Origin of the sequence: Cycloclasticus pugetii PS-1 (assembly GCF_000384415.1) — a bacterium.
Classification (GTDB): domain Bacteria; phylum Pseudomonadota; class Gammaproteobacteria; order Methylococcales; family Cycloclasticaceae; genus Cycloclasticus; species Cycloclasticus pugetii.
Genome location: NZ_ARVU01000001.1, coordinates 1,068,634 through 1,089,532, shown reverse-complemented (window position 1 = coordinate 1,089,532; position 20,899 = coordinate 1,068,634). Strand labels below are relative to the sequence as shown.

The 20,899-nt window shown below is 40.5% G+C and carries 23 protein-coding genes; 1 reads left to right on the top strand and 22 read right to left on the bottom strand.

Translation table 11 applies throughout. The features are described 5' to 3' along the window. Nucleotides 1-109 precede the first annotated feature (109 nt). From CYCPU_RS0105250 to surE, 12 genes are all read right to left on the bottom strand, one after another. A complete protein-coding gene (locus CYCPU_RS0105250; RefSeq protein ID WP_015005858.1) occupies nucleotides 110-331 on the bottom strand; it encodes an RNA-binding S4 domain-containing protein in 222 nt (73 codons plus the stop codon). Between the two features lie 16 nt (nucleotides 332-347). Then, on the bottom strand, nucleotides 348-1,055 hold the full coding sequence (locus CYCPU_RS0105245) for a transglutaminase-like cysteine peptidase (RefSeq protein WP_015005857.1): 708 nt from the start codon (nucleotides 1,053-1,055) through the stop codon (nucleotides 348-350). Next, nucleotides 1,056-1,355, bottom strand: a complete 300-nt coding sequence (locus CYCPU_RS0105240; RefSeq protein WP_015005856.1) for a 4a-hydroxytetrahydrobiopterin dehydratase — start codon at nucleotides 1,353-1,355, stop codon at nucleotides 1,056-1,058. It abuts the gene before it with no gap. A gap of 111 nt (nucleotides 1,356-1,466) precedes the next feature. Beyond that, nucleotides 1,467-3,227, bottom strand: a complete 1,761-nt coding sequence (recJ, locus tag CYCPU_RS0105235) for a single-stranded-DNA-specific exonuclease RecJ (RefSeq protein ID WP_015005855.1) — start codon at nucleotides 3,225-3,227, stop codon at nucleotides 1,467-1,469. 7 nt (nucleotides 3,228-3,234) lie between these two features. Further along, on the bottom strand, nucleotides 3,235-4,377 hold the full coding sequence (thrC, locus tag CYCPU_RS0105230) for a threonine synthase (protein WP_015005854.1): 1,143 nt from the start codon (nucleotides 4,375-4,377) through the stop codon (nucleotides 3,235-3,237). 8 nt (nucleotides 4,378-4,385) lie between these two features. Further along, entirely contained in the window at nucleotides 4,386-5,696 is a 1,311-nt protein-coding gene (locus CYCPU_RS0105225; protein ID WP_015005853.1) for a homoserine dehydrogenase, read from the bottom strand. Nucleotides 5,697-5,760: 64 nt separating this feature from the next. Further along, complete coding sequence (alaC, locus tag CYCPU_RS0105220) at nucleotides 5,761-6,945, bottom strand: alanine transaminase (RefSeq protein WP_015005852.1); 1,185 nt, start codon at nucleotides 6,943-6,945, stop codon at nucleotides 5,761-5,763. A 110-nt stretch (nucleotides 6,946-7,055) separates the two neighbouring features. Then, entirely contained in the window at nucleotides 7,056-7,919 is an 864-nt protein-coding gene (gene rpoS / locus CYCPU_RS11695) for an RNA polymerase sigma factor RpoS (protein ID WP_015005851.1), read from the bottom strand. 58 nt (nucleotides 7,920-7,977) lie between these two features. Beyond that, a complete protein-coding gene (locus tag CYCPU_RS0105210) occupies nucleotides 7,978-8,733 on the bottom strand; it encodes a peptidoglycan DD-metalloendopeptidase family protein (protein ID WP_015005850.1) in 756 nt (251 codons plus the stop codon). 1 nt (nucleotide 8,734) lies between these two features. Then, nucleotides 8,735-9,310, bottom strand: coding sequence for a YqaA family protein (locus tag CYCPU_RS0105205; protein ID WP_020162120.1), 576 nt, complete (start codon nucleotides 9,308-9,310; stop codon nucleotides 8,735-8,737). A gap of 11 nt (nucleotides 9,311-9,321) precedes the next feature. Beyond that, the gene (locus CYCPU_RS0105200; RefSeq protein ID WP_020162119.1) at nucleotides 9,322-9,978 is read right to left on the bottom strand and encodes a protein-L-isoaspartate(D-aspartate) O-methyltransferase; all 657 of its coding nucleotides are present in this window, start codon (nucleotides 9,976-9,978) and stop codon (nucleotides 9,322-9,324) included. Next, complete coding sequence (gene surE / locus CYCPU_RS0105195) at nucleotides 9,975-10,727, bottom strand: 5'/3'-nucleotidase SurE (RefSeq protein WP_015005847.1); 753 nt, start codon at nucleotides 10,725-10,727, stop codon at nucleotides 9,975-9,977. The genes CYCPU_RS0105200 and surE overlap by 4 nt, the downstream gene beginning before the upstream one ends. Nucleotides 10,728-10,790: 63 nt before the next feature. On the opposite strand from surE, the gene CYCPU_RS0105190 reads away from it, so the two are divergent. Next, complete coding sequence (locus CYCPU_RS0105190) at nucleotides 10,791-11,339, top strand: Smr/MutS family protein (RefSeq protein ID WP_016390754.1); 549 nt, start codon at nucleotides 10,791-10,793, stop codon at nucleotides 11,337-11,339. On the opposite strand, the gene CYCPU_RS0105185 is transcribed toward CYCPU_RS0105190, so the two are convergent. The 10 genes from CYCPU_RS0105185 to accA form a co-directional block, all read right to left on the bottom strand. Continuing rightward, on the bottom strand, nucleotides 11,336-12,136 hold the full coding sequence (locus CYCPU_RS0105185; RefSeq protein WP_015005845.1) for an undecaprenyl-diphosphate phosphatase: 801 nt from the start codon (nucleotides 12,134-12,136) through the stop codon (nucleotides 11,336-11,338). The two genes, CYCPU_RS0105190 and CYCPU_RS0105185, sit on opposite strands and share 4 nt — an antisense overlap. Before the next feature lie 9 nt (nucleotides 12,137-12,145). Then, a complete protein-coding gene (gene truD, locus CYCPU_RS0105180; RefSeq protein WP_020162118.1) occupies nucleotides 12,146-13,192 on the bottom strand; it encodes a tRNA pseudouridine(13) synthase TruD in 1,047 nt (348 codons plus the stop codon). A 6-nt stretch (nucleotides 13,193-13,198) separates the two neighbouring features. Then, complete coding sequence (gene ispF, locus CYCPU_RS0105175; RefSeq protein WP_016390756.1) at nucleotides 13,199-13,675, bottom strand: 2-C-methyl-D-erythritol 2,4-cyclodiphosphate synthase; 477 nt, start codon at nucleotides 13,673-13,675, stop codon at nucleotides 13,199-13,201. Further along, on the bottom strand, nucleotides 13,666-14,382 hold the full coding sequence (ispD, locus tag CYCPU_RS0105170; protein WP_020162117.1) for a 2-C-methyl-D-erythritol 4-phosphate cytidylyltransferase: 717 nt from the start codon (nucleotides 14,380-14,382) through the stop codon (nucleotides 13,666-13,668). Before ispD ends, ispF begins: the two co-directional genes overlap by 10 nt. Further along, nucleotides 14,372-14,656, bottom strand: a complete 285-nt coding sequence (locus CYCPU_RS0105165) for an FtsB family cell division protein (RefSeq protein ID WP_016390758.1) — start codon at nucleotides 14,654-14,656, stop codon at nucleotides 14,372-14,374. The genes ispD and CYCPU_RS0105165 overlap by 11 nt, the downstream gene beginning before the upstream one ends. A gap of 3 nt (nucleotides 14,657-14,659) precedes the next feature. Continuing rightward, nucleotides 14,660-15,940, bottom strand: a complete 1,281-nt coding sequence (gene eno / locus CYCPU_RS0105160) for a phosphopyruvate hydratase (protein WP_020162116.1) — start codon at nucleotides 15,938-15,940, stop codon at nucleotides 14,660-14,662. A 21-nt stretch (nucleotides 15,941-15,961) separates the two neighbouring features. Continuing rightward, nucleotides 15,962-16,795: a 3-deoxy-8-phosphooctulonate synthase gene (gene kdsA, locus CYCPU_RS0105155; RefSeq protein ID WP_015005839.1), complete on the bottom strand. Its 834-nt coding sequence runs from the start codon at nucleotides 16,793-16,795 to the stop codon at nucleotides 15,962-15,964. Next, on the bottom strand, nucleotides 16,792-18,438 hold the full coding sequence (locus tag CYCPU_RS0105150) for a CTP synthase (RefSeq protein ID WP_015005838.1): 1,647 nt from the start codon (nucleotides 18,436-18,438) through the stop codon (nucleotides 16,792-16,794). Before CYCPU_RS0105150 ends, kdsA begins: the two co-directional genes overlap by 4 nt. A 96-nt stretch (nucleotides 18,439-18,534) precedes the next feature. After that, nucleotides 18,535-19,863 carry a tRNA lysidine(34) synthetase TilS gene (gene tilS, locus CYCPU_RS0105145; protein WP_020162115.1) on the bottom strand — a complete coding sequence of 443 codons (1,329 nt, stop codon included), beginning with the start codon at nucleotides 19,861-19,863 and terminating at the stop codon, nucleotides 18,535-18,537. Between the two features lie 60 nt (nucleotides 19,864-19,923). Then, a complete protein-coding gene (gene accA, locus CYCPU_RS0105140; RefSeq protein WP_015005836.1) occupies nucleotides 19,924-20,883 on the bottom strand; it encodes an acetyl-CoA carboxylase carboxyl transferase subunit alpha in 960 nt (319 codons plus the stop codon). Nucleotides 20,884-20,899 lie beyond the last annotated feature (16 nt).

Genomic DNA, 20,899 nt, shown 5'->3' with positions numbered 1-20,899 from the left:
AATCGTAAGTCTGAGCCAGTTATGCACCTAAAAACAACGAGCTAGCGCCCTGTTTTTTAATTATTGAAATCAGTTAAATTCTAAAACTAAACGTGCCAAATGATAAACCTTACGTTGCTGACCCTAATTTAATACGCAACGTTTCACCGGCAAACTCCACAACATCGCCTGAAACAATTTTTTTACGTTTCCTTGTTTCTATCTCACCATTTAACAAGACCAACCCTTCACTGATGACCAATTTTGCCTCGCCACCACTGGCAACCAGATTTTCAAACTTCAACACTTTATACAACTCTACTGGTTCCTTTGGAATTTCAACGTCAATCATAATTATTATTAACTCTTTATGGGCAAAATGTTTTTGCTTTTTCGTCTGGCAAATCATAATACTGATACAAACAAATCATGGCAGGTTCATTTGAAGCCTCGACGTTCATACTTTGAAGCAATTCTTGCCACAGCCCCACTCGATCACTGCTCCCTGCATAGCGTGCCGTTGCATTACGTTTTGTAAGCCATAGACCATTTGCATTAAAACTATACACCGGTAGTAAATCATTACGCTGAGATGCCGGAAGTATTTTTGGGTTTAAATTATCCAGCACTAACGGTTCAGCATTTGGCTTGTTAAAATAACTTACAACCATGTGCGCCCTATTAATATCTAAGGCTTTCACATAGGTTAGACGAAGTTTCTCTTCTTCGACGCCCATCGCTGTTAAAGTAAAATACTTTGCAATTGATAGATCTTCACAATCACCGGCCTTAGTCACCAGAGTTTGTAACGGTGTTGCCCAATAGTCTTGCTTTCCCCAATGATAAATATCATCAATAAACTCAACTTTGTTAACAAAATCATTAACTGCATTCAATTTATCAATATCTGGCTTTTTAGCCCCTTGCTCTATCAGCGTTTTCCATGCCTCAACACGCTGTCGAGTTTCAGGGTTAATCCCATCTATTAAATGAGGGTTTTTCGGTGCACCAGCACAAGCTATTAGTAAATTAATAACTACTATGACGAAGAAATGTTTAAAAATAGCTTTCATCATTTAATGACTGAGTATTTCCATAGTTTTGGCTAACTCAAAATCTTTTTTTGATAGCCCGCCTACTTCATGTGTTATCAAATTCACATTAACTGTTTTATAAACATTAAACCACTCCGGATGATGACCTAGTTTCTCAGCATAAAGAGCCACCTTTGTCATAAAGCCAAACGCCTCGATAAAATTTGAGAAGGTAAATGTCTTAGCCAGCTTTCCACTCTTCAAGATCCAATGAACAGATGTAAGCTGATTTAAGAGGGCAAGCTCCCTGTCAATTTCTAACTTTGAATATTGTTCAACCATCTGATCCTCCGAATTTGTGATACATCATTAGCAAAAGATCTAAATATGATTCAAATAATTAGGAGCTAAACAAAGGCCGTTAATCATTTTCTTCTCTACTGCTAAACGCATTTAAAATTGCTTCACTTCTTCTAGATGCCTAACTAATAATTGCACCCTTGAGCGCCCCATATAGGTGTTAACATCTAATTGATAAGCAACAACCACCTCATTTAAACCAATAATACTGTCTGGATTATCTACATTAAAATAAATCGCGTCTATCACTCTGTTGTTACTTAACGTCTCAAAAGATAACTTCACGTGTTTTTGTGACAAAATTCGCGCTTGCTTTACCTTAAAACGACCAACAAAAACCGGTTCCGGAAAGTTTTGACCCCAAGGTCCAGCTTGTCGAAGTGTTTCAGCAAATGTTAAATTAATATCGTTATCAGGCACCTCTCCGTCTACTAATAACACATCATCAGGCAATTCATTATTAAGACGTTTTTTAACGGCTACATTAAACGCCTCGATAAATAGGCTTAAATTATTTTCAGCAATCGTCAACCCTGCCGCCATTGCATGACCACCGAATTTTTTTAATAACCCAGGGTGTAAACTAGCCACATCGTCTAGCGTATCTCTTATGTGTAACCCGGGGATCGAACGTGCTGAGCCTTTTACATCTTCACCATCACCCTTTGCGAAAGCAATCACTGGTCGATTAAGTTTTTCTTTAATTCGCGATGCCAGTATACCTATCACACCTTGATGCCAGTATTCATCGAACAAACAAACACCCCATTGATCATGTTGATGCTGACTTGGTTTTAACGAAGCCAAAATCTTGTATGCATCTTGCTTCATATCCTCTTCAATTGAACGACGCTCTATATTCAACATGTCCAATTGCTCAGCCATATCGCGTGCCTGTTGTTCACTATCGGTGAGCAAGCATTGAATACCGAGAGACATATCATCAAGTCGCCCGGCGGCATTTAACCGTGGACCAATAGCAAAACCTAAATCACTAGAAACAACACGCTCTGGTTCACGCTTAGCAATATTAAGTAAGGCAATAATCCCTGGAACGCATTTTTTTGCTTGTATCCTAAGCAAGCCTTGATAGACCAATTTACGGTTAAGTTCATCTAGGGGTACCACATCTGCCACCGTACCAAGCGCTACAATATCGAGTAGGTTTGCAAGATTAGGCACTGGTTGCTTATCAAACACACCTTCAATTTTTAAGGCGGCTCTCAGTGCCAATAAAACATAAAAGATGACGCCAACACCCGCTAAGGATTTACTAGGAAACTCATCACCCTGTAGCTGTGGATTAACGATAGCATCTGCATTTGGTAGTGTTTTAGGTGGTAAATGATGATCAGTAACAATGACTTGGCAGCCTTTCTTGATAGCATGCGCAACCCCTTCCACACTAGAAATACCGTTGTCTACCGTGATTAATAAATCTGGCTTTAACTCTAGTGCAACATCAACAATTTCAGGCGTTAGCCCATAACCAAATTTAAAGCGGTCGGGTACAACAAAGTCTAAATTAGTTGCACCCAACATCCGTAAACCTCTAATAGCTACCGCACACGAAGTGGCACCATCCGCATCAAAATCAGCCACAATGAGTATTTTTTGATCTGTTTTAATTGCCGTCTTAATAAGGCTGACAGCTTTATCAATACCTGAAAGGCGTTGATAATTCGGTAAGTTCTTTAATGTACGGTCAAGTTGTTGCTCATGGGTAACCCCACGATTTAAGTACACTTGCCGTAAAACAGGATGTAAATCTGGCAAAGCGTCTGAATCATGGTCAGTTGATTCACGATGTTTTATAACAATAGATGAGCTTGCTAGTTCGGTTTCGCCCGCCATTACGGCATTATAACTTGTCTAAAATAGCCGCTTTAACAGCATCCAATGACGCCTCAATGGCGTTAGGATTTACCGCACACTGCGCAATGGCCGTATCGGGGTCTTTCAGCCCATGTCCAGTTAATGTACAAACAACCGTACTGCCCTCAGGGATTTTGCCGTTTTTTATATCACGAATAGCACCACCAACAGAAGCAGCAGACGCGGGTTCACAGAAAATCCCTTCTTTTTCAGTGAGTAACTTTTGTGTTGCAAGAATTTCTTCATCAGTCAGCAAGTCAAACCAACCACCTGATTCCTTTTGTGCCGCCCACGCTTGATCCCAAGATTGTGGTCGCCCAATACGAATTGCTGTTGCTACTGTTTCTGGTTCATCAATCATTTCACCTTTTAAGAAAGGAGCTGCGCCAGCTGCTTGATAGCCCACCATCACAGGGCGCTTAGCGGTTACATATTGTGTACGATCATATTCGCAATCACCCTCACAAAATGCACATGAATCGGTTACGTGCTCACCGGCTGGTTGTGCCATTTCACTATACCCAATCCAGTGAGCTGTAATGTTTCCAGCGTTACCGACGGGTAAACAATGATAATCTGGCGCTTTACCTAAGGCCTCAACAATTTCGTAGGAGGCTGTTTTTTGGCCTTGCAAACGATAAGGGTTAATAGAGTTAACAATGGTTACAGGCGCGTGCTCTGCAACCTCTTTAACCAATTGCATCCCATGATCAAAGTTACCTTTAATTTGTATTATTTCTGCGCCGTGAATCATTGCTTGTGCCAATTTACCTAACGCAATTTTTCCTTCAGGAATTAATACAAAAGCTTTAATACCTGCACGAGCAGCATAGGCCGCAGCTGATGCCGAGGTATTGCCTGTAGATGCACAAATAATAGCCTTACTACCCTCTTCGACTGCTTTTGTTACCGCCATCGTCATGCCACGGTCTTTAAAAGAACCTGTTGGGTTCAAGCCTTCATACTTAACATAAATATCGACATTTTTACCAATCAACGCGGGAATATTCTGCAATTGAATAAGCGGCGTATTCCCTTCACCTAAACTAATCAAGCGAGTGCTGTCAGACACTGGCAACACAGTTTTAAATTTGTCGATTAGACCGATATAACGATTTCCTGTTGGCATAGTCATTCCTATTGTAACGATTCGACGCGAATACGAACCGCTGGTTGATTGATTGAATCAAGTGATTCAATTTCTGTTAACGCGTTGATCAGTGATTTTTCAACAACGCTATCTGTCAGTAAAATTACTTGAGCCTTATCACCATGTTGCTCTGGCTCTTTTTGCTGAACTGCTTCGATGCTAATACCATGGTCTGCTAAGATTTTCGTAATTGCTGCCATAACACCGGGTTTATCTTCGACAGACAAACGCAAATAAAATGCGGTTGTAATACTTTCAATCGGAAGAATCGGTAATTCTTCCAGCGCTGAGGTTGCAAAACCTAATGCAGGCACAGCATTTACTGTAGGCGTATCTAAGTCTCGACAAATATCGATAATATCTGCGATAACAGCTGACGCTGTTGCCTCTGCACCGGCCCCTGCTCCGTAATATAATGTTGGTCCAACTGCATTGCCTTTCACTACAACGGCATTCATCACACCATCCACATTGGCAATAAGCCTTTTTTCTGGAATTAACGTTGGGTGAACACGCATTTCCACACCCATCTTTGTTTTTCTCGCAACACCTAAATGTTTAACACGGTAGCCCAGCTCATCAGCATAGGCAATATCTAATGGGGTGACTGTTGAAATACCTTCTGTATAGACTCGCTCGAAATTAAGCGGCATACCAAAAGCTAATGAGGCCAAAATACACAGTTTATGTGCGGCATCGATGCCTTCAACATCATATTCTGGGTCTGCTTCAGCATAGCCTAGCTCTTGCGCTTCTTTCAATACATCTGAAAACACACTGCCTTTTTCAAACATTTCGGTCAGTATAAAGTTACCCGTTCCGTTAATAATTCCGGCTAGCCACTCTATGCTATTTGCGCTGAGCCCCTCACGCATCGCTTTTACAATTGGAATACCACCAGCAATAGCAGCTTCATAAGCCAGCGTTACTTTGTTTTCAGCAGCAGCAACAAACAACTCATTACCATGGTTCGCAATAAGCGCCTTATTTGCTGTGACTACGTGCTTACCTTTAGATAAAGCCTCAAGAATTAAAGACTTCGCTGGTTCTATACCACCCATAAGCTCGACCACTATCTGAACATCAGGGTCGTTGATAATCTCTTGCGAATCTGTCGTTAGGTGCAGCGTATCGGTATTACAAATTCGTGGGCGCGTTATATCCCGTGCACTTGCTGAACTAACAACAATTTCACAACCACTGCGACGTGATATCTCTTGAGCATTTTTAGTTAAAACATTAACTGTACCGCCGCCTACCGTACCTAGACCTAATAGCCCAACCTTTACAACTTTCAAGCGATTCCCCTTCGTTCAATTAAGGGCGCGATTATACAGGATTTAACCTCGGACGAAAAAGCAGTTATGCCAGATTATCGTTTCGAAACATTTGTTTAATACCCCGAACAGCTTGACGTGTTCGGTGAGTATTTTCAATTAACCCGAAGCGCACATATTCATCACCAAAATCACCAAAACCAATACCCGGAGATACCGCCACCTTTGCATCTTTTAGCAACTTTTTAGAGAATTCTAAAGAACCAAGAGAGCGATATTGTTCAGGGATTTTTGCCCATACAAACATGGTTGCTTTAGGTTTTTCAACCGCCCAACCAATTGCATTAAGCCCGTCACACAATACATCCCTTCTCTCTCTGTATAAGGTACGTATCTCATCAACACAATCTTGCGGACCTTCTAGTGCAGCAATTGCCGCTACTTGAATAGGTGTAAACATCCCATAATCCAAATAAGACTTTATACGTGCTAATGCGCCCACCAATTCTTTGTTTCCACACATAAAGCCCACTCGCCAACCAGGCATATTGTACGTTTTTGACAACGAATAAAACTCAACAGCAATATCTTTAGCACCTGGAACCTCAAGAATAGACGGCGCCTTATAACCGTCGAATACAATTTCTGCATAGGCATTATCATGCACGACCCAAATGTCATGCTCTTTAGCCATTTTTACTACTTTCTCAAAAAACTCTAAATCAACACACTGCGTTGTTGGGTTACCCGGAAAGTTTAATACCAACATTTTGGGTTTTGGATACGACGTTTTTATTGCTTTTTCAAGTTCACTAAAAAAGTCTACTTCAGGGCTAATTGGAACATGTCGAATATCAGCCCCCGCTATAACAAAACCATAAGGGTGTATTGGATAAGCTGGGTTGGGAACCAGTACGGCATCACCGGGACCAAGAGTCGCCATTGCTAAATGCGCCAAACCTTCTTTAGAACCAATGGTAACAATGGCTTCTGAGTCAAAATCTAGGTCTACGTCATATTTTGTTTTATACCAGCCACAAATAGCTTTTCTTAAACGAGGGATACCTCGTGAAACGGAATATCGATGAGTATCACCACGTTGAGCGGCTTCGGTCATTTTATCAACGATATGTTGAGGAGTTGGCTGATCAGGGTTACCCATACCAAAATCGATGATATCTTCGCCTGCTGCACGCGCTTGTGCCTTTAAATCATTAACAATATTAAAAACATACGGTGGGAGACGTTGTATTCTAGCGAAATCATGCATATTGTATCAGGGCCATTATGTAAGACGAGATGAGCGCGATACAGTACTCATCTGCATTTTAACTGTCAACATTAATGTAATACAAAGGACCTAATCTAGGCCCTGCATCACTAATGTAGTAGAACAGATGCTGACATTCCTTCATTTTCAAGGATCGAGCGCAATGATTTAAGTGCATTCATTTGTATCTGCCTAACACGCTCTCGAGTTACCCCCATTTCATTAGCTACTTGCTCTAAAGTAGATGCATGGTAGCCACGAACACCAAAACGACGAGAGATCACCTCTCTTTGCTTATCGTTCAACAGTTCGAGCCAAACTGTCAGGTTCTCTCGGACTTCTTCAGACTGTAAAATATCAGTAGGTTCTTTAGCATCTTGATCAACAACCGTATCTAAGACTTGTTGGTCAGAGTCTTGGGAAAGAGACACATCCAGTGATGAAACATTATCAGCGTGCATACGAAACAATTTTTCAATGACCTCTACAGGCTTACCGGTTACTTCAGCCACTTCTTCAGCACTGGCTTCACGATCGAGTTGTTGACTGAGTTCACGGGCTTTTTTGAGATAAATATTCATCTCTTTGATGATATGAATTGGCAAACGAATCGTTCTGGTTTGATTCATAATCGCTCTTTCAATTGTTTGTCTAATCCACCATGTTGCATAGGTTGAAAATCTAAACCCTTTTTCGGGGTCAAATTTTTCAACCGCACGAATCAATCCTAAGTTTCCTTCTTCTATTAGGTCCAGCATAGGAAGACCACGGTTCATATAACGTCGTGATATTTTAACCACTAACCGTAAATTACTTTCAATCATTCGCTGTCTTGCTGGGTGATCACCTTTTTGCACAAGACGACCAAAGAAAACCTCTTCTTCAGCAGTTAACAAGCAGGACTCACTTAATTGATTTAGGTAAAGCTGGGTTGGGTCGTTAGTAGTTGTTTTTGATTTTTTATTATCGTCCATAGTATTCTCTCAGTCTGATTTTTTATCAGATGATTTATTAGTTAGCATTTCCTTGCATTTACTTTCTTAATACTGGCATATACTCTAGTATCGAAACTGCCTTACCGTGACGCCTCATTTCGAAAAAAAGAACCCGACGGTTTTTATTGTCGACACCTATTTCTGCTATAACCTCACCTTTTTTAACAACGCTGCCTTCACTGACTAACACACGTTTGTTATAACCATAGGCCGTTAGGTACTCTTCATTATGCTTTACTATTATGAGGTTACCATAGCCCTTTAAACCACTGCCCGCATACACAACCTTACCACTTTCACTTGCTTTAACCTGCTCACCGGTTTTTCCAAATAACACCAGACCAGATTTAACAAGGCCTTTCTCAAAGCTTGCAACGTTTATCGGCCACTGCCAATTTAACTTTAACCTTTTTTGATAATTATTTGAAGTACTCTTCGTTATCTTTTGTTTTTTAAGTGTTTTTGTGGCTGGTTTTAATGATTTATTCTTATCATTTGTTTTTAAATTGCTGCCAATTAAGGTCAATTTCTGACCTTTATAAATTGTATAAGGCCATGAGATATTATTCCATTGAGCTAATGTTCGGTAATCTTTACCATTTTGCCAAGCAATTGAATACAAGGTATCGCCAGCACGAACGATATGTACTTTAGATGAAGTTGATTTCGTAGGTAAATGATTATTATAGACTGGCGCATGAACACTAGAGCCACCACAAGATATGAGCGTGCAGATTACGAGCAAAACACTTATTAAAGTAACAGTATCTTTAATGGCTTTTAAGCTAAACACGTTAATAAAATCTAGAGATTAACAACCCCATAACAATCATCGCTGTCACGATCCAACCAGTTACCTCTATGTAGTCATTGAGTTTGTTTTTCAAACTATTACCACCTAACGACACCAGGAAAGCCACTAAAAAGAACCGTGCCCCACGACCGACTAGAGAGGCAAGGACAAAGGGGATAAACATCATACCGAGCAAGCCTGCAGCAATCGTAAACAACTTATAGGGAATCGGTGAGAAGCCAGCTATTAAAATTGCCCAAAAGCCCCAATCTATAAACCACGCGTTTACATGTTCCAATTTCTCACGGTAGTGAAACATTTCAATAATCGGTTCTATCAACTCAAACGAAAACATTCCAATTAAATAACCAAATACTCCGCCAATAACTGAACCAATAGTGGTTATCATTGCAAAATAAAAACTTTTCGACGGTTTTGCTAAACACATTGGTGCCAACATAACATCTGGGGGAATGGGGAAAAATGAAGATTCTGCGAAGCTTAAAGTAAAAAGGTACCTGTTAGCTTTTGGGTGCTCCGCCCAAAATAAAACCTGCTGATATAAACGTTTAAACAATCTAACGCCTCCTAGGCACGCCCTTTTAAAAAAGGTACGAAACTAACTTCTTCAATCGTTTCAACTTCATAAGCCGATTCTGTTCTGGTCACTCGCTGTAAAACTTGTTGCCCTTCTTTACCAACGGGAATAATCAGCCTAGCACCAATGGTTAGTTGCTCTAATAACTTCATAGGAATCTCAGCAGGTGCGGCGGCCGCCAAAATAGCCTGATAAGGCCCACATGCCTTCCACCCCCAACCGCCATCTGAATGTTTGAAACTTATATTTCTAACCCCTATATCAGCCAACACTCTCTTTGCTTGTTCTTGCAACGGCCTGATTCTTTCAACTGAAAATACTCTGGGTATTAAACTGGCCAAAATAGCAGATTGATAGCCCGAACCAGTTCCAACTTCTAAGACATTTTCAGGCAAACCATCTTCAATCAATAGTTCAGTCATGCGCGCAACCATATACGGTTGCGAAATGGTTTGACCATGCCCAATTGGTAGCGAGGTATTCTCATAAGCCCGACTTGATAAGGCTTCAGCCATAAACAAGTGCCGCGGTACTTTTCTCATTACCGATAACACCCGCTCATCCTTAATACCTAGTTCTTTTAAATGAGCAATAAGCCTGTCTCGGGTGCGCTGCGAAGTCATCCCAATGCCTGTTAGGTCTTTCATAAAACGAGCTCTTCAAGCCAATCATTTAATGTATTTAAACGCTGGTAGTTGGTTAAATCAATTTTTAACGGCGTAATCGAAACATAACCATTTTCAACAGCATAAAAATCTGTTTCTTCACCCGCATCTTGCTGCGCGCCAGGCGGCCCTACCCAGTATATTTTTTTATTCCTTGGGTCACGCCCCTCTATTACCGGCTCTGAACGATGTCGTTGACCAAGCCTTGTCGCTTTAAGACCCTTTATCTCTGTTAATGGCAAATCAGGGACATTAACATTTAAAATTGTATCGGCCGGAAGCTCTTTAACCATCAATTGATTGAGTAACAGCACAGCAATATTTGCCGCTGTTTCAAAGTATCTTGGCTTACTAGAGGTAATTGAAATAGCAATTGACGGTAAGCCTAAAAAGCGCCCTTCAGTTGCCGCAGCAACCGTACCGGAATACAAAACATCATCACCCATATTTTCTCCGTTATTAATGCCAGAGAATACAATACTGGGGTCTTCTTTTAACAAGCCTGTAATCGCTAAATGAACGCAATCTGTGGGGGTTCCATCAACACTAAAGTAACCATTATCCATTTGCTGTACTCGCAGCGGCATATCCAGTGTTAAAGAGTTACTCGCCGCGCTTCTGTTTCTATCCGGCGCGACCACAGTAACACGAGCTACTTCAGATAGTTTATTCGCCAATGCCGACAAACCAGGGGCTAAATACCCATCATCATTACTTACTAAAATATGCATTAAGTTTATCTAGATACCGTTACTTATAAAAAAATTAGCGCTCAAATTTGATAAACTCATATTATGCCTGAAGATAAAAAAAAACGCCTAAGTTCCGATAATGATTCTCAATTATTCCGTGAGTTTATTGGAGAGGTAAACATACTCTCGAACACAGAACGGCATTTCTATGATGATACGTCGAAACCAAAACCAATAAAAAAAAGCTTTCCACCTCTAAAAGCGGATCATGAATATATTGTTGATCACACAAATGACATTACATCAGAGCAATACGTTTTCTTTGCCCACAGCTCTGTCCAAGCTAAAACGATAAAAAAATTAAAACGAGGCGCGATAACAATTAATGAAACAATTGATTTACATGGTTTAGATAAACAACAAGCACAACATTACATTAGAGAGTGTATTAGAGAACAGCTTGAGCTTCAGCAGCGTTATCTATTGCTTATACATGGCAAGGGAACAAGATCACTCAATCAATCGCCTGTTTTAAAAAACCTTTGTGTTAATCTACTAAAAAATGACTCTGCCGTATTAGCTTTTGCCTCTGCCCAGCCTAAAGATGGTGGAACCGGGGCGTTATACGTTTTGTTACGACAAAAACGCTAAACTGCATATAAATACAATAAAAAACAACCCAGTATTAAACGGTAAATCACAAAAGGCAGCATCCCTACTTTTTCTAGCACCTTTAGGAAAATTGAAATACAGGCAAAGGCACTTAACGCTGAAATAAATACACCCATAATAATAGAGAACCAGTCAATTTGGCTTGGGCTACTCATCAACTCAACTGACTTTAAACTTCCTGCTAAAAAGATTAATGGGACGGATAGTAAAAAAGAAAACCTTGCGGCTGCCTCACGCGTCAACCCTAGCAGCAAGCCTCCAGTCATGGTAATTCCCGATCTTGATGTCCCAGGAATAAGTGCCAACACCTGATATAACCCAATAATAATGGCTGTCTTAATCGATATTGCATATTCATCTTTATGTCGCTGTGCCTTAGTATCCGAATACCAAAGAAGCAAGCCAAAAAAGAGCGTCGCTATTGCAATAACTATGGGCGAGCGAAGGTAAATTTCAATTAAATGACCCGCTAATAAACCAACCAAACCAACCGGAATTGTCGCTATGATTATCATCCAAGCTAAACGACTGTCTTGCGTATGATTTTTTTTGAAGACAGATGCAAACCAACCTTTAATAATTTGCCTCAAATCGTGTTGAAAATAGCTAACTACTGCTATTAATGTTCCCACATGCACAGCAACATCAAAAGCTAAACCTTGGTCTTTCCAACCTAAAAGAGTGGGCAATAAAATTAAGTGTGCTGAACTTGATATCGGCAGGAACTCTGTTAACCCTTGTAATAACCCTAAGCCTAAGATATGTTCAAAATCCATTAATAAACCCTAGTTAACATGACTTGTTATGTTAATTAACTCACGAATAACAGCGGTTGCATAACTGCCGGAAGGGAGTTTAAACGATAATCGAAGTTTATCAGTGGATATCAACTCTGCCTTAAAATCTGTCGGCACAACCCTTAAAGCGCGTCTAGCAGAGTCAACTTTTTCCTTCAATAAACCCTTACAAAATACACTGTTAGCCGTAAACACTGTGTCTTCCAGCTGCTCAACTGAAGCAGAAACCACTTTATCATTTACTCCAAATAATGGACCACTTGGATGAATATCATGTTCCATTAAACGTGTATGAGTCGTTGTTGAGTTGGCTTCATCTGTAAAATACTGACGCGTTCCACTGAGCATAAATGCATCACCGGGTAGCGCCTTATCCCAATTTTCAGCCTTCACTCGCTCAGACAGCACTTGGTTGAACAGAAACGATCTGGCTGAAGATAACAATAGGCCTTTTAACTGCTTATTCTTAATTTTCTCGCCTCTAGAAAACAGTCCATACGCACGATCTAGATTTTGGCATAAGTAACCAAAACGTTGTTGCATAAAGTAATTAGGCACACCAAACATTTTTATTTGTTCAATACGTTGCTGCAGCAAGGCATGATCAACTGTTAACTGTGAAATAACAATCTCAAATTCATTAAACTGAATAACCCCTCTTTTTAATTTCTTAAGGTGACGAGTACTTCGTTTGATTTTAATTGAATCATCTTCTAATAACTGCCAATCCGGTGCTGCTCGGCCTGGCAAATGTACACTAAACCACTGTTTGGTAACCGCATGTTTATCTTTCATACCCGCATAAGAGACTGAACGCCGGGTTACACCTGCATGAACAGCAAGTTTTTTTAGCACCTCATCGGTATTGAGCCCTTTTTTTTGCACATACACAAATTCATGTTCTCCCTCGCCAGACGGGGTAAATGTTAAGCGCTCGTTTACGATAAAATCTTCTGCTTGTTGCTTTAGTTGGCCAGCCCCAACTGTGCCGCCATGGGCATAAGCCAGCTCATCAATATGTTTCTCAAACAGCATCTTAATTTAACGCGCAGAAACGACAATAACCACAGCATGCGCTTCAATACCTTCTTTTCTTCCGGGGAAGCCCATTCCTTCTGTAGTGGTTGCTTTTATATTTATTTGCGATGCGCCTGAATTTAAATCTTTGGCTATATATAACGCCATTTTATTTAAATAAGGAGATAACTTCGGGGCTTGCGCAATAATTGTTAAATCAGCATTTCCTAGCTTAAAACCTTTTTGTTGGACTAAAGCATATACATGCCGCAACAAAACACGGCTGTCGATATTGGCATAATCATCACTGCTGTCAGGGAAATGTTGCCCAATATCACCTTCACCTATTGAACCTAACAGCGCATCACACAACGCATGTAACAGCACATCACCATCTGAATGCGCTAATAAGCCATAGTCATGAGAAATTTTCACACCGCCCAATACGAGAGGTTTCCCTGCTTCAAACCGATGTGCATCATAGCCGTGGCCTATGCGCATACTTGCCTCTCTTGTTGTTCTAAATAATAACGAGCCAAATCTAAATCTGATGGCGAAGTGATTTTGATATTATCAGCATGTCCTTTTACTATTTGTACAGCTTGATTCATCTGCTCAATAGCGCTGGCCTCATCCGTGATTACACGATTAGACTCGATCGCATTGATTAGGGCATTATTTAGCATGTCGAGTTTAAATATTTGTGGTGTCAGCGCTCTCCATAATATTGACCTATCGAGCGTTTGTGTGGATTTTTTATTGACTACTTTTTTAACCGTATCGTGTATTGGTGTCGCCAAAATAGCACCAACTTGCTGTTTTAATGCAGTGTTAATTAACACGTTTATATCACTACATCTAACACAGGGTCGTGCGGCATCATGAACAAGAACCCAATCATTTAAATCAGCATGCTCTTTGACTAAAGACACACCATTTAAAACAGAATCAGCTCGTTCACTTCCACCAAACGTTATGCTAATACGGTCATTCTGTGCCAATTTACTGTGTTGCCAGTAGTTATCATTCTGATGAATACAAACAACAATATGCTCAATCTTTTCGCATAACAGTAGTCGTTCCAATGTTGCATCTAAAACAGTTGATGAACCAAGTGGTAAATATTGTTTAGGAACTGCTGATTGCATTCTTGAACCAATGCCAGCGGCTGCCACTACACACCAAACTTTTTCTGGTTTATTTACCATCGCCAGCTTCAATATACTGAAAGAACGTTTCGTCTTTACCTACAAACCCTAATTCATTTCGAGCTTTTTCTTCGACGACCTCTAAACCACTTTTTAAATTGGAAACTTCGGCTTGTAAGGCGTTATTGCGCTCGCTCAGAATTTTGTTTTCTGCTTCAAGGGTGTTTATTCGTTGCTCTAAAGACCATGAGTCTTGAACTCTGCCTTCAGCTATCCATAGTTTATACTGCAAATAACTGAAGACAATAACAAGAATGATCAAAAGCGCTTTCACAGATTAGCGAAGGTATTTAAATGCCTTTCTACCCGCATAAACAGCCTGCTCGCCTAACTCTTCTTCTATCCGCAGTAAACGGTTGTATTTAGCAACACGATCAGAACGACAAAGCGAGCCTGTTTTAATTTGGCCTGAGCAGGTTGCAACAGCTAAATCAGCGATTGTGGTATCTTCTGTTTCACCAGAACGATGAGATACGACTGATGTATAACCTGAATCATGCGCCATTTTAATGGCCGCTAATGTTTCTGTTAACGTGCCAATTTGATTAACTTTAATCAAAATCGAATTGGCGATATTTTTATCTATACCTTGTTTAAATATTTTAGGATTTGTAACAAATAAATCATCCCCAACCAATTGAACTTTATGACCCAATTGCTCGGTCATGTATTTCCAACCGTCCCAATCGTTTTCATCTAAACCATCTTCAATAGAAATAATTGGATATTGATTAACCCAGCCAGCTAAAAAGTCGGTCATTTCAGTAGAGTTAAAGCGTTTATTTTCCGACGCTAAGAAGTATTCTCCGTTTTCACAAAACTCAGAACTTGCCACATCAAGACCCAACGAAATATCATCACCAACCTTCAAACCAACTTGTTCAATGGCTTGTAAAATAACCTCAATTGCCTCAACATTTGATGACAAATCAGGTGCAAAGCCCCCTTCATCACCTACCGACGTACTTAAGCCTTTTTTTAGTAAAACCGATTTTAAGGCATGAAAAACTTCCGTGCCGTAACGCATCGCTTCACTAAAGTTAGGTGCGCCGACAGGTAAAATCATAAATTCTTGCAGATCAACACTGTTATCAGCATGTGAACCGCCATTGATGATATTCATCATCGGTACTGGTAACGTAAACTCGCTGTTACCTAAATAACGAAACAGTGGCAAACCACCTTCATTTGCTGCAGCATGTGCTGTAGCTAACGAAATACCAAGTGTTGCATTTGCACCTAACCGAGCCTTGTTTTCAGTTCCATCAAGCTCAATCATTGTCTTATCAATCGCTGCCTGATTGCTTGCATCCATGCCCAATAAAGCATCTTTTAACTCGCCATTTACATGGCCGATAGCTTTCAGTACGCCTTTACCACCATAACGACTTTTATCGCCATCACGTAATTCGATCGCTTCACGTTCCCCGGTTGACGCACCTGAGGGCACCATTGCACTGCCAATAATGCCAGAGGCTAACGTCACATCCGCTTGCAAGGTTGGATTACCGCGTGAATCAAGAATCTCACGCGCTTTAATATCAACTATTTCTGCCATAACTTCCTCAAATAAATTATCTTAAAATTCGTTTTCAATAAACCCGGCTTGTTTAACCGCGTCATCGATTGTTTTCATAATGCTGAGTAATGCTTTCATTTTTTCTAATGGCACCGAATTAGGACCATCACTTAACGCTTTATCCGGATCAGGGTGTGTTTCCATAAATACGCCGGACACGCCAGCTGCCATTGCGGCTCTCGCTAATGTCGGCACAAATTCACGTTGCCCGCCAGAAGAACTTCCCTGCCCCCCGGGTAGTTGAACCGAGTGAGTTGCATCAAAAACCACTGGTGCACTTGTTTCGCGCATTACGGCTAATGAACGCATATCAGAGACTAAATTATTATAGCCAAAAGATGCCCCTCTTTCACACACCATGATATTTTGATTACCGGTCGAACGTGCTTTATCAACTACGTGCTTCATATCCCAAGGCGCTAAAAACTGGCCTTTTTTAATGTTAACCGGCAAGCCTGTTGCCGCCACTTTAGTAATGTAATTAGTTTGACGACATAAAAAAGCAGGCGTTTGTAACACATCAACAACAGAGGCCACTTCATCCATCGGCGTGTCTTCATGCACATCGGTAATAACAGGGAGATTTAATTGGTCTTTTACCAACTGCAAAACACGTAAGCCTTCTTCAATGCCAGGACCTCTAAAACCATCAATAGATGAGCGATTAGCCTTATCAAACGATGATTTATATATAAAAGGAATACCCAACTCATCAGTTATTTCTTTTAATTGACCGGCTGTATCAATCGTCATTTGCTCACTTTCTACAACACAGGTCCCTGCTATTAAAAAGAACGGCTGATCAATACCTACATTAAACCCGCATAATTTCATGATTTTTTTACTCTGTCGGTTGATCCTGAATACTCAATGGCTGCGGCAACAAAACTACTAAATAATGGATGTCCTGTTCTTGGTTTTGAGGTGAACTCTGGGTGAAATTGACAAGCCAAAAACCATCTATGCCCTGGCACTTCAACAATCTCAACTAAGCGGCCATCCATTGATTTACCAGAAATTTTAAGCCCTGCTGATTCAAACTGCTCTATAAAGGTGTTATTAAACTCATACCGATGCCTGTGTCGTTCAGTAATAACATCTTTGCCATAAACCTTATGAGCTAATGAGCCAGGAGTTAATTGACATTTTTGACTACCTAAACGCATCGTCCCCCCCAGGTCTGAGCTTGCATCACGTGTCTCAATTTGCCCTTCCTCGGTTAACCATTCGGTAATTAAACCGATAACAGGGAAAGGTGAATCGGGCATAAATTCTGTACTATTTGCCCCTTCAAGGCCTATTTTATTGCGTGCATACTCAATAACAGCCGATTGCATTCCAAGACAAATACCTAAATACGGCACATCGTTTTCACGCGCATAACGGATGGTTGCAATTTTACCGTCAACACCTCTTTCACCAAAACCGCCAGGTACAAGAATAGCATCCACGTTATCTAATGCAGAGGTACCCTGATTTTCAATATCTTCGGAGTCAACCTTAACCACTTCCACCTGTGTTTTTGTATGTATACCAGCATGAATCAACGATTCCGTTAAAGATTTATATGCATCAGCATGATCAATATACTTACCCACTAACGCTATTTTCACGGTGTCGGTCGGTGCAAATAACCCATCAACAACAGCTTGCCAATCTGATAGATCAGCAGGAACCGTATCTAAATGTAATTTTTTAGCGACAATTTGATCCAGGCCTTGCTCATGCAACATCATTGGGATGCGGTAAATACTGTCTGCGTCTAACGCCGTGATAACCGCTTTTTCTTCAACATTGGTAAACAGTGCAATCTTTTTTCTCTCAGAGGATGGGATTGGGCGTTCTGATCGACAAATCAACACATCGGGTTGAATCCCAATAGTCCTTAACTCTTTAACAGAGTGCTGTGTTGGTTTTGTTTTAATTTCTTTTGCGGAAGCAATATAGGGCACCAGTGTTAAGTGCATGAACAGGCAGCGATCATCACCCAGCTCGACTCGCATTTGACGGATAGCTTCTAAAAAGGGTAATGATTCAATATCACCAACCGTTCCACCAATCTCAATCAGCGCGACATCAACGCCTTCTGCACTGTCTATAATATTCTTTTTAATTTGATCAGTAATATGAGGAATAACCTGAACTGTTCCCCCTAAGTAGTCGCCACGTCTTTCTTTTTTAATAACCGTTTCATAAATTTGGCCTGTCGTAAAGTTATTAGCCTTAGACATAATGCTGTTACTAAATCGCTCATAATGACCTAAATCTAGGTCTGTTTCAGCGCCATCATCTGTTACATACACTTCACCATGTTGAAATGGGCTCATTGTGCCAGGGTCGACATTGATATAAGGATCGAGCTTTGTCATGGTTATTTTCAAACCACGAGCTTCAAGAATAGTTGCTAATGAGGATGCACATATGCCTTTCCCTAAAGAAGACACAACACCACCCGTAATAAAAATAAACTTAGCCATACAAACCTATGAAGTGAAAAATTGAATGCCAAGTATTATACGCGAATCAAATAATAAGAAAGCACTCGCAAGATATAATTAAGTAAAACTTAACGCTTATTTAATTCGCCAGTCAGGATGATCCCATTCAACAACATAACCTTGCTCGCCCTCTTTAGCTAAAAACCTTTCATCCAACCATAAATTAGCCACTGCTACTAAATGATCATCCAAATAAATCAACGGTATTGAATCTCTAACCCACGGAAAAATCTTTTCCTCATTAAGAAGTTTTTTTAATGCCTTGCTGCCAGATCTTTTTGCTAATTTAATCCGTTCACCACCTAGCCTATAACAAACCGAGGTAGTTGATGAGTCCCATAATGCCTTATCTATCCCTTCTCCAACAGCCGTCGTTCTTGTGAGTATCCCTAGCAAATTAGGCAAGGTTAAGACTTCTCCACACCATTTAACTTTATGCAATATTAACTGTTCAGTTTTTGGTGTGTAAAAAAGACGGTTATCAAACAGTCTTACTTGATGATCTGCCCAAGCAATCAGCGTTGGTTTATTACTATCAATTTTTAGCATCGACTGTATTTGTTGCAAGATTTTCTTAGACGGTAGACGTACACCCTGTGTTTTAAGCCACTCCCGAATCATTAAACGCTGTGTTTCTTCTTTATTGCCTGCAAGTAACTGTATACTTAACTCATGTCCTACCGAATCACTCAACAGCTCCTTACTTAGTTCAGCAAGGACTTTAGACGCTTCGGCACAGTGGGAAGCAGATCGTGCAGTGGTTTTTGAAAAAGCAGGCCATCGGCTTTGTATTAAAGGGATGACTTCTTGGCGTAGAAAATTGCGGTCATAGGACACATCATAGTTGCTTGAGTCCTCAACCCATTTCAAACCTTTGTTTTTTGCATAGTGCAAAATGTGTTGTTTGCTCACCCTTAATAAGGGTCTTGAAATAAAACCTGCATTAAATTGATTAAACGAGGGCATGCTAGCCAAACCATCCACACCCGCACCTCTAAGTAATTGAAGCATTAGCGTTTCAGCTTGATCATCCTCATGCTGGGCGGTTAATAAAACACTGTGTTTATCTATAAACGTTGATAATGCAGCATACCTTGCCACTCTCGCCGCTTGTTCTGGGCCATCACCGTGCTTGTCCTGCGCATTCACCTGTATAGAATGAAAAGGAAAACCAAGCTCAGCCGTTATTTTTTTACAATGCTCAGACCAATGCACAGAATCATCGTGTAAACCATGATCAATATACACAGCCGAAAAAAATAGTGATTTTAACTGCTGCCTTAATATTGAACAGGCATGCAGCAAAACATGTGAGTCCACACCACCACTATAAGCAACAACGACCTTTGTAACACCCTCTATTGAATCGAGGTGCTGCTTAACAGTGTTAACAAGGTCATCCAATGTAGCACCTTAATTGATAAAGTTTAGCGTTGTTTAAGGTGATAAAGAAGCTAAATAGAATTAGGATTCTGTGAATTTTCCATAACTCATTAAACGATCGTAACGCTCAGCTAAAAGAGTTTCTATGGGTTTACTATTGAGCTCAGCGACCTCTTTGAGTAAAACCTCTTTGATTCTTTTTTTCATTAACGCTAAATCTTTATGCGCACCCCCTAACGGCTCTTCAATCACACCATCGATCAAGCCATTTGCTAATAACTTCGTTGAGGTGATTGCCATCGCTTCAGCAGCTTGAGATGCCTTTTCTGAGCTTTTCCATAGTATCGATGCACAGCCTTCGGGAGATATTACCGAGTACGTACTATATTTTAATAAAAACAACTTATCACATACGCCCAATGCTAACGCACCGCCAGAACCACCTTCGCCAATTACAATACTGATAACAGGTGTTTTAAGTTTAGACATTTCAAAAAGATTTCTTGCAATCGCTTCACTTTGCCCACGTTCTTCAGCACCAACGCCGGGGTAGGCACCGGGTGTATCAATAAACGTAATAATTGGTAAATTAAAACGTTCTGCCATATGCATTAAACGTAGCGCTTTCCGGTAGCCTTCAGGTCTTGGCATACCGAAATTACGTTTAAGTTTTTCCTTTGTATCTCGTCCTTTCTGGTGCCCAATCACCATAACAGGCATCCCATCTAGTTTTGCCAATCCACCAACAATAGCCGCATCATCAGCATAATGGCGATCACCGTGTAATTCGATGAAGTTATCAACAACACCATCAATATAATCTAAAGAGTATGGGCGTTTAGGATGACGCGAGAGTTTTGATATTTGCCAATCAGATAATTTTGCAAACGTCGACTCCGTTAAAGACAGGCTTTTTTCTTGCAGCCTATCGATCTCTTTTTGGATATCAATTTCATTATCCGATCCAACTCGACGAAGCTCTTCAAGCTTTTCTTCAAGTTCAACAATCGGTTGTTCAAAATCTAAGTAATCTAAGTTCATAAGCTTATTTTATCTT

Bases quoted from the DNA above. Each gene is read 5' to 3' on its own strand.
- CYCPU_RS0105185 (WP_015005845.1), bottom strand. From the start codon at position 12,136: ATGGATTTTGAACATATCTTAGGCTTAGGGTTATTACAAGGGTTAACA.
- kdsA (WP_015005839.1), bottom strand. From the start codon at position 16,795: ATGAAATTATGCGGGTTTAATGTAGGTATTGATCAGCCGTTCTTTTTA.
- CYCPU_RS0105190 (WP_016390754.1), top strand. From the start codon at position 10,791: ATGCCTGAAGATAAAAAAAAACGCCTAAGTTCCGATAATGATTCTCAA.
- alaC (WP_015005852.1), bottom strand. From the start codon at position 6,945: ATGCATGATTTCGCTAGAATACAACGTCTCCCACCGTATGTTTTTAAT.
- truD (WP_020162118.1), bottom strand. From the start codon at position 13,192: ATGCTGTTTGAGAAACATATTGATGAGCTGGCTTATGCCCATGGCGGC.
- recJ (WP_015005855.1), bottom strand. From the start codon at position 3,227: ATGGCGGGCGAAACCGAACTAGCAAGCTCATCTATTGTTATAAAACAT.
- CYCPU_RS0105150 (WP_015005838.1), bottom strand. From the start codon at position 18,438: ATGGCTAAGTTTATTTTTATTACGGGTGGTGTTGTGTCTTCTTTAGGG.
- surE (WP_015005847.1), bottom strand. From the start codon at position 10,727: ATGCATATTTTAGTAAGTAATGATGATGGGTATTTAGCCCCTGGTTTG.
- CYCPU_RS0105240 (WP_015005856.1), bottom strand. From the start codon at position 1,355: ATGGTTGAACAATATTCAAAGTTAGAAATTGACAGGGAGCTTGCCCTC.
- ispF (WP_016390756.1), bottom strand. From the start codon at position 13,675: ATGCGCATAGGCCACGGCTATGATGCACATCGGTTTGAAGCAGGGAAA.
- rpoS (WP_015005851.1), bottom strand. From the start codon at position 7,919: ATGGACGATAATAAAAAATCAAAAACAACTACTAACGACCCAACCCAG.
- CYCPU_RS0105250 (WP_015005858.1), bottom strand. From the start codon at position 331: ATGATTGACGTTGAAATTCCAAAGGAACCAGTAGAGTTGTATAAAGTG.
- eno (WP_020162116.1), bottom strand. From the start codon at position 15,940: ATGGCAGAAATAGTTGATATTAAAGCGCGTGAGATTCTTGATTCACGC.
- CYCPU_RS0105200 (WP_020162119.1), bottom strand. From the start codon at position 9,978: ATGAAAGACCTAACAGGCATTGGGATGACTTCGCAGCGCACCCGAGAC.
- thrC (WP_015005854.1), bottom strand. From the start codon at position 4,377: ATGCCAACAGGAAATCGTTATATCGGTCTAATCGACAAATTTAAAACT.
- accA (WP_015005836.1), bottom strand. From the start codon at position 20,883: ATGAACTTAGATTACTTAGATTTTGAACAACCGATTGTTGAACTTGAA.
- ispD (WP_020162117.1), bottom strand. From the start codon at position 14,382: ATGGTAAATAAACCAGAAAAAGTTTGGTGTGTAGTGGCAGCCGCTGGC.
- CYCPU_RS0105245 (WP_015005857.1), bottom strand. From the start codon at position 1,055: ATGATGAAAGCTATTTTTAAACATTTCTTCGTCATAGTAGTTATTAAT.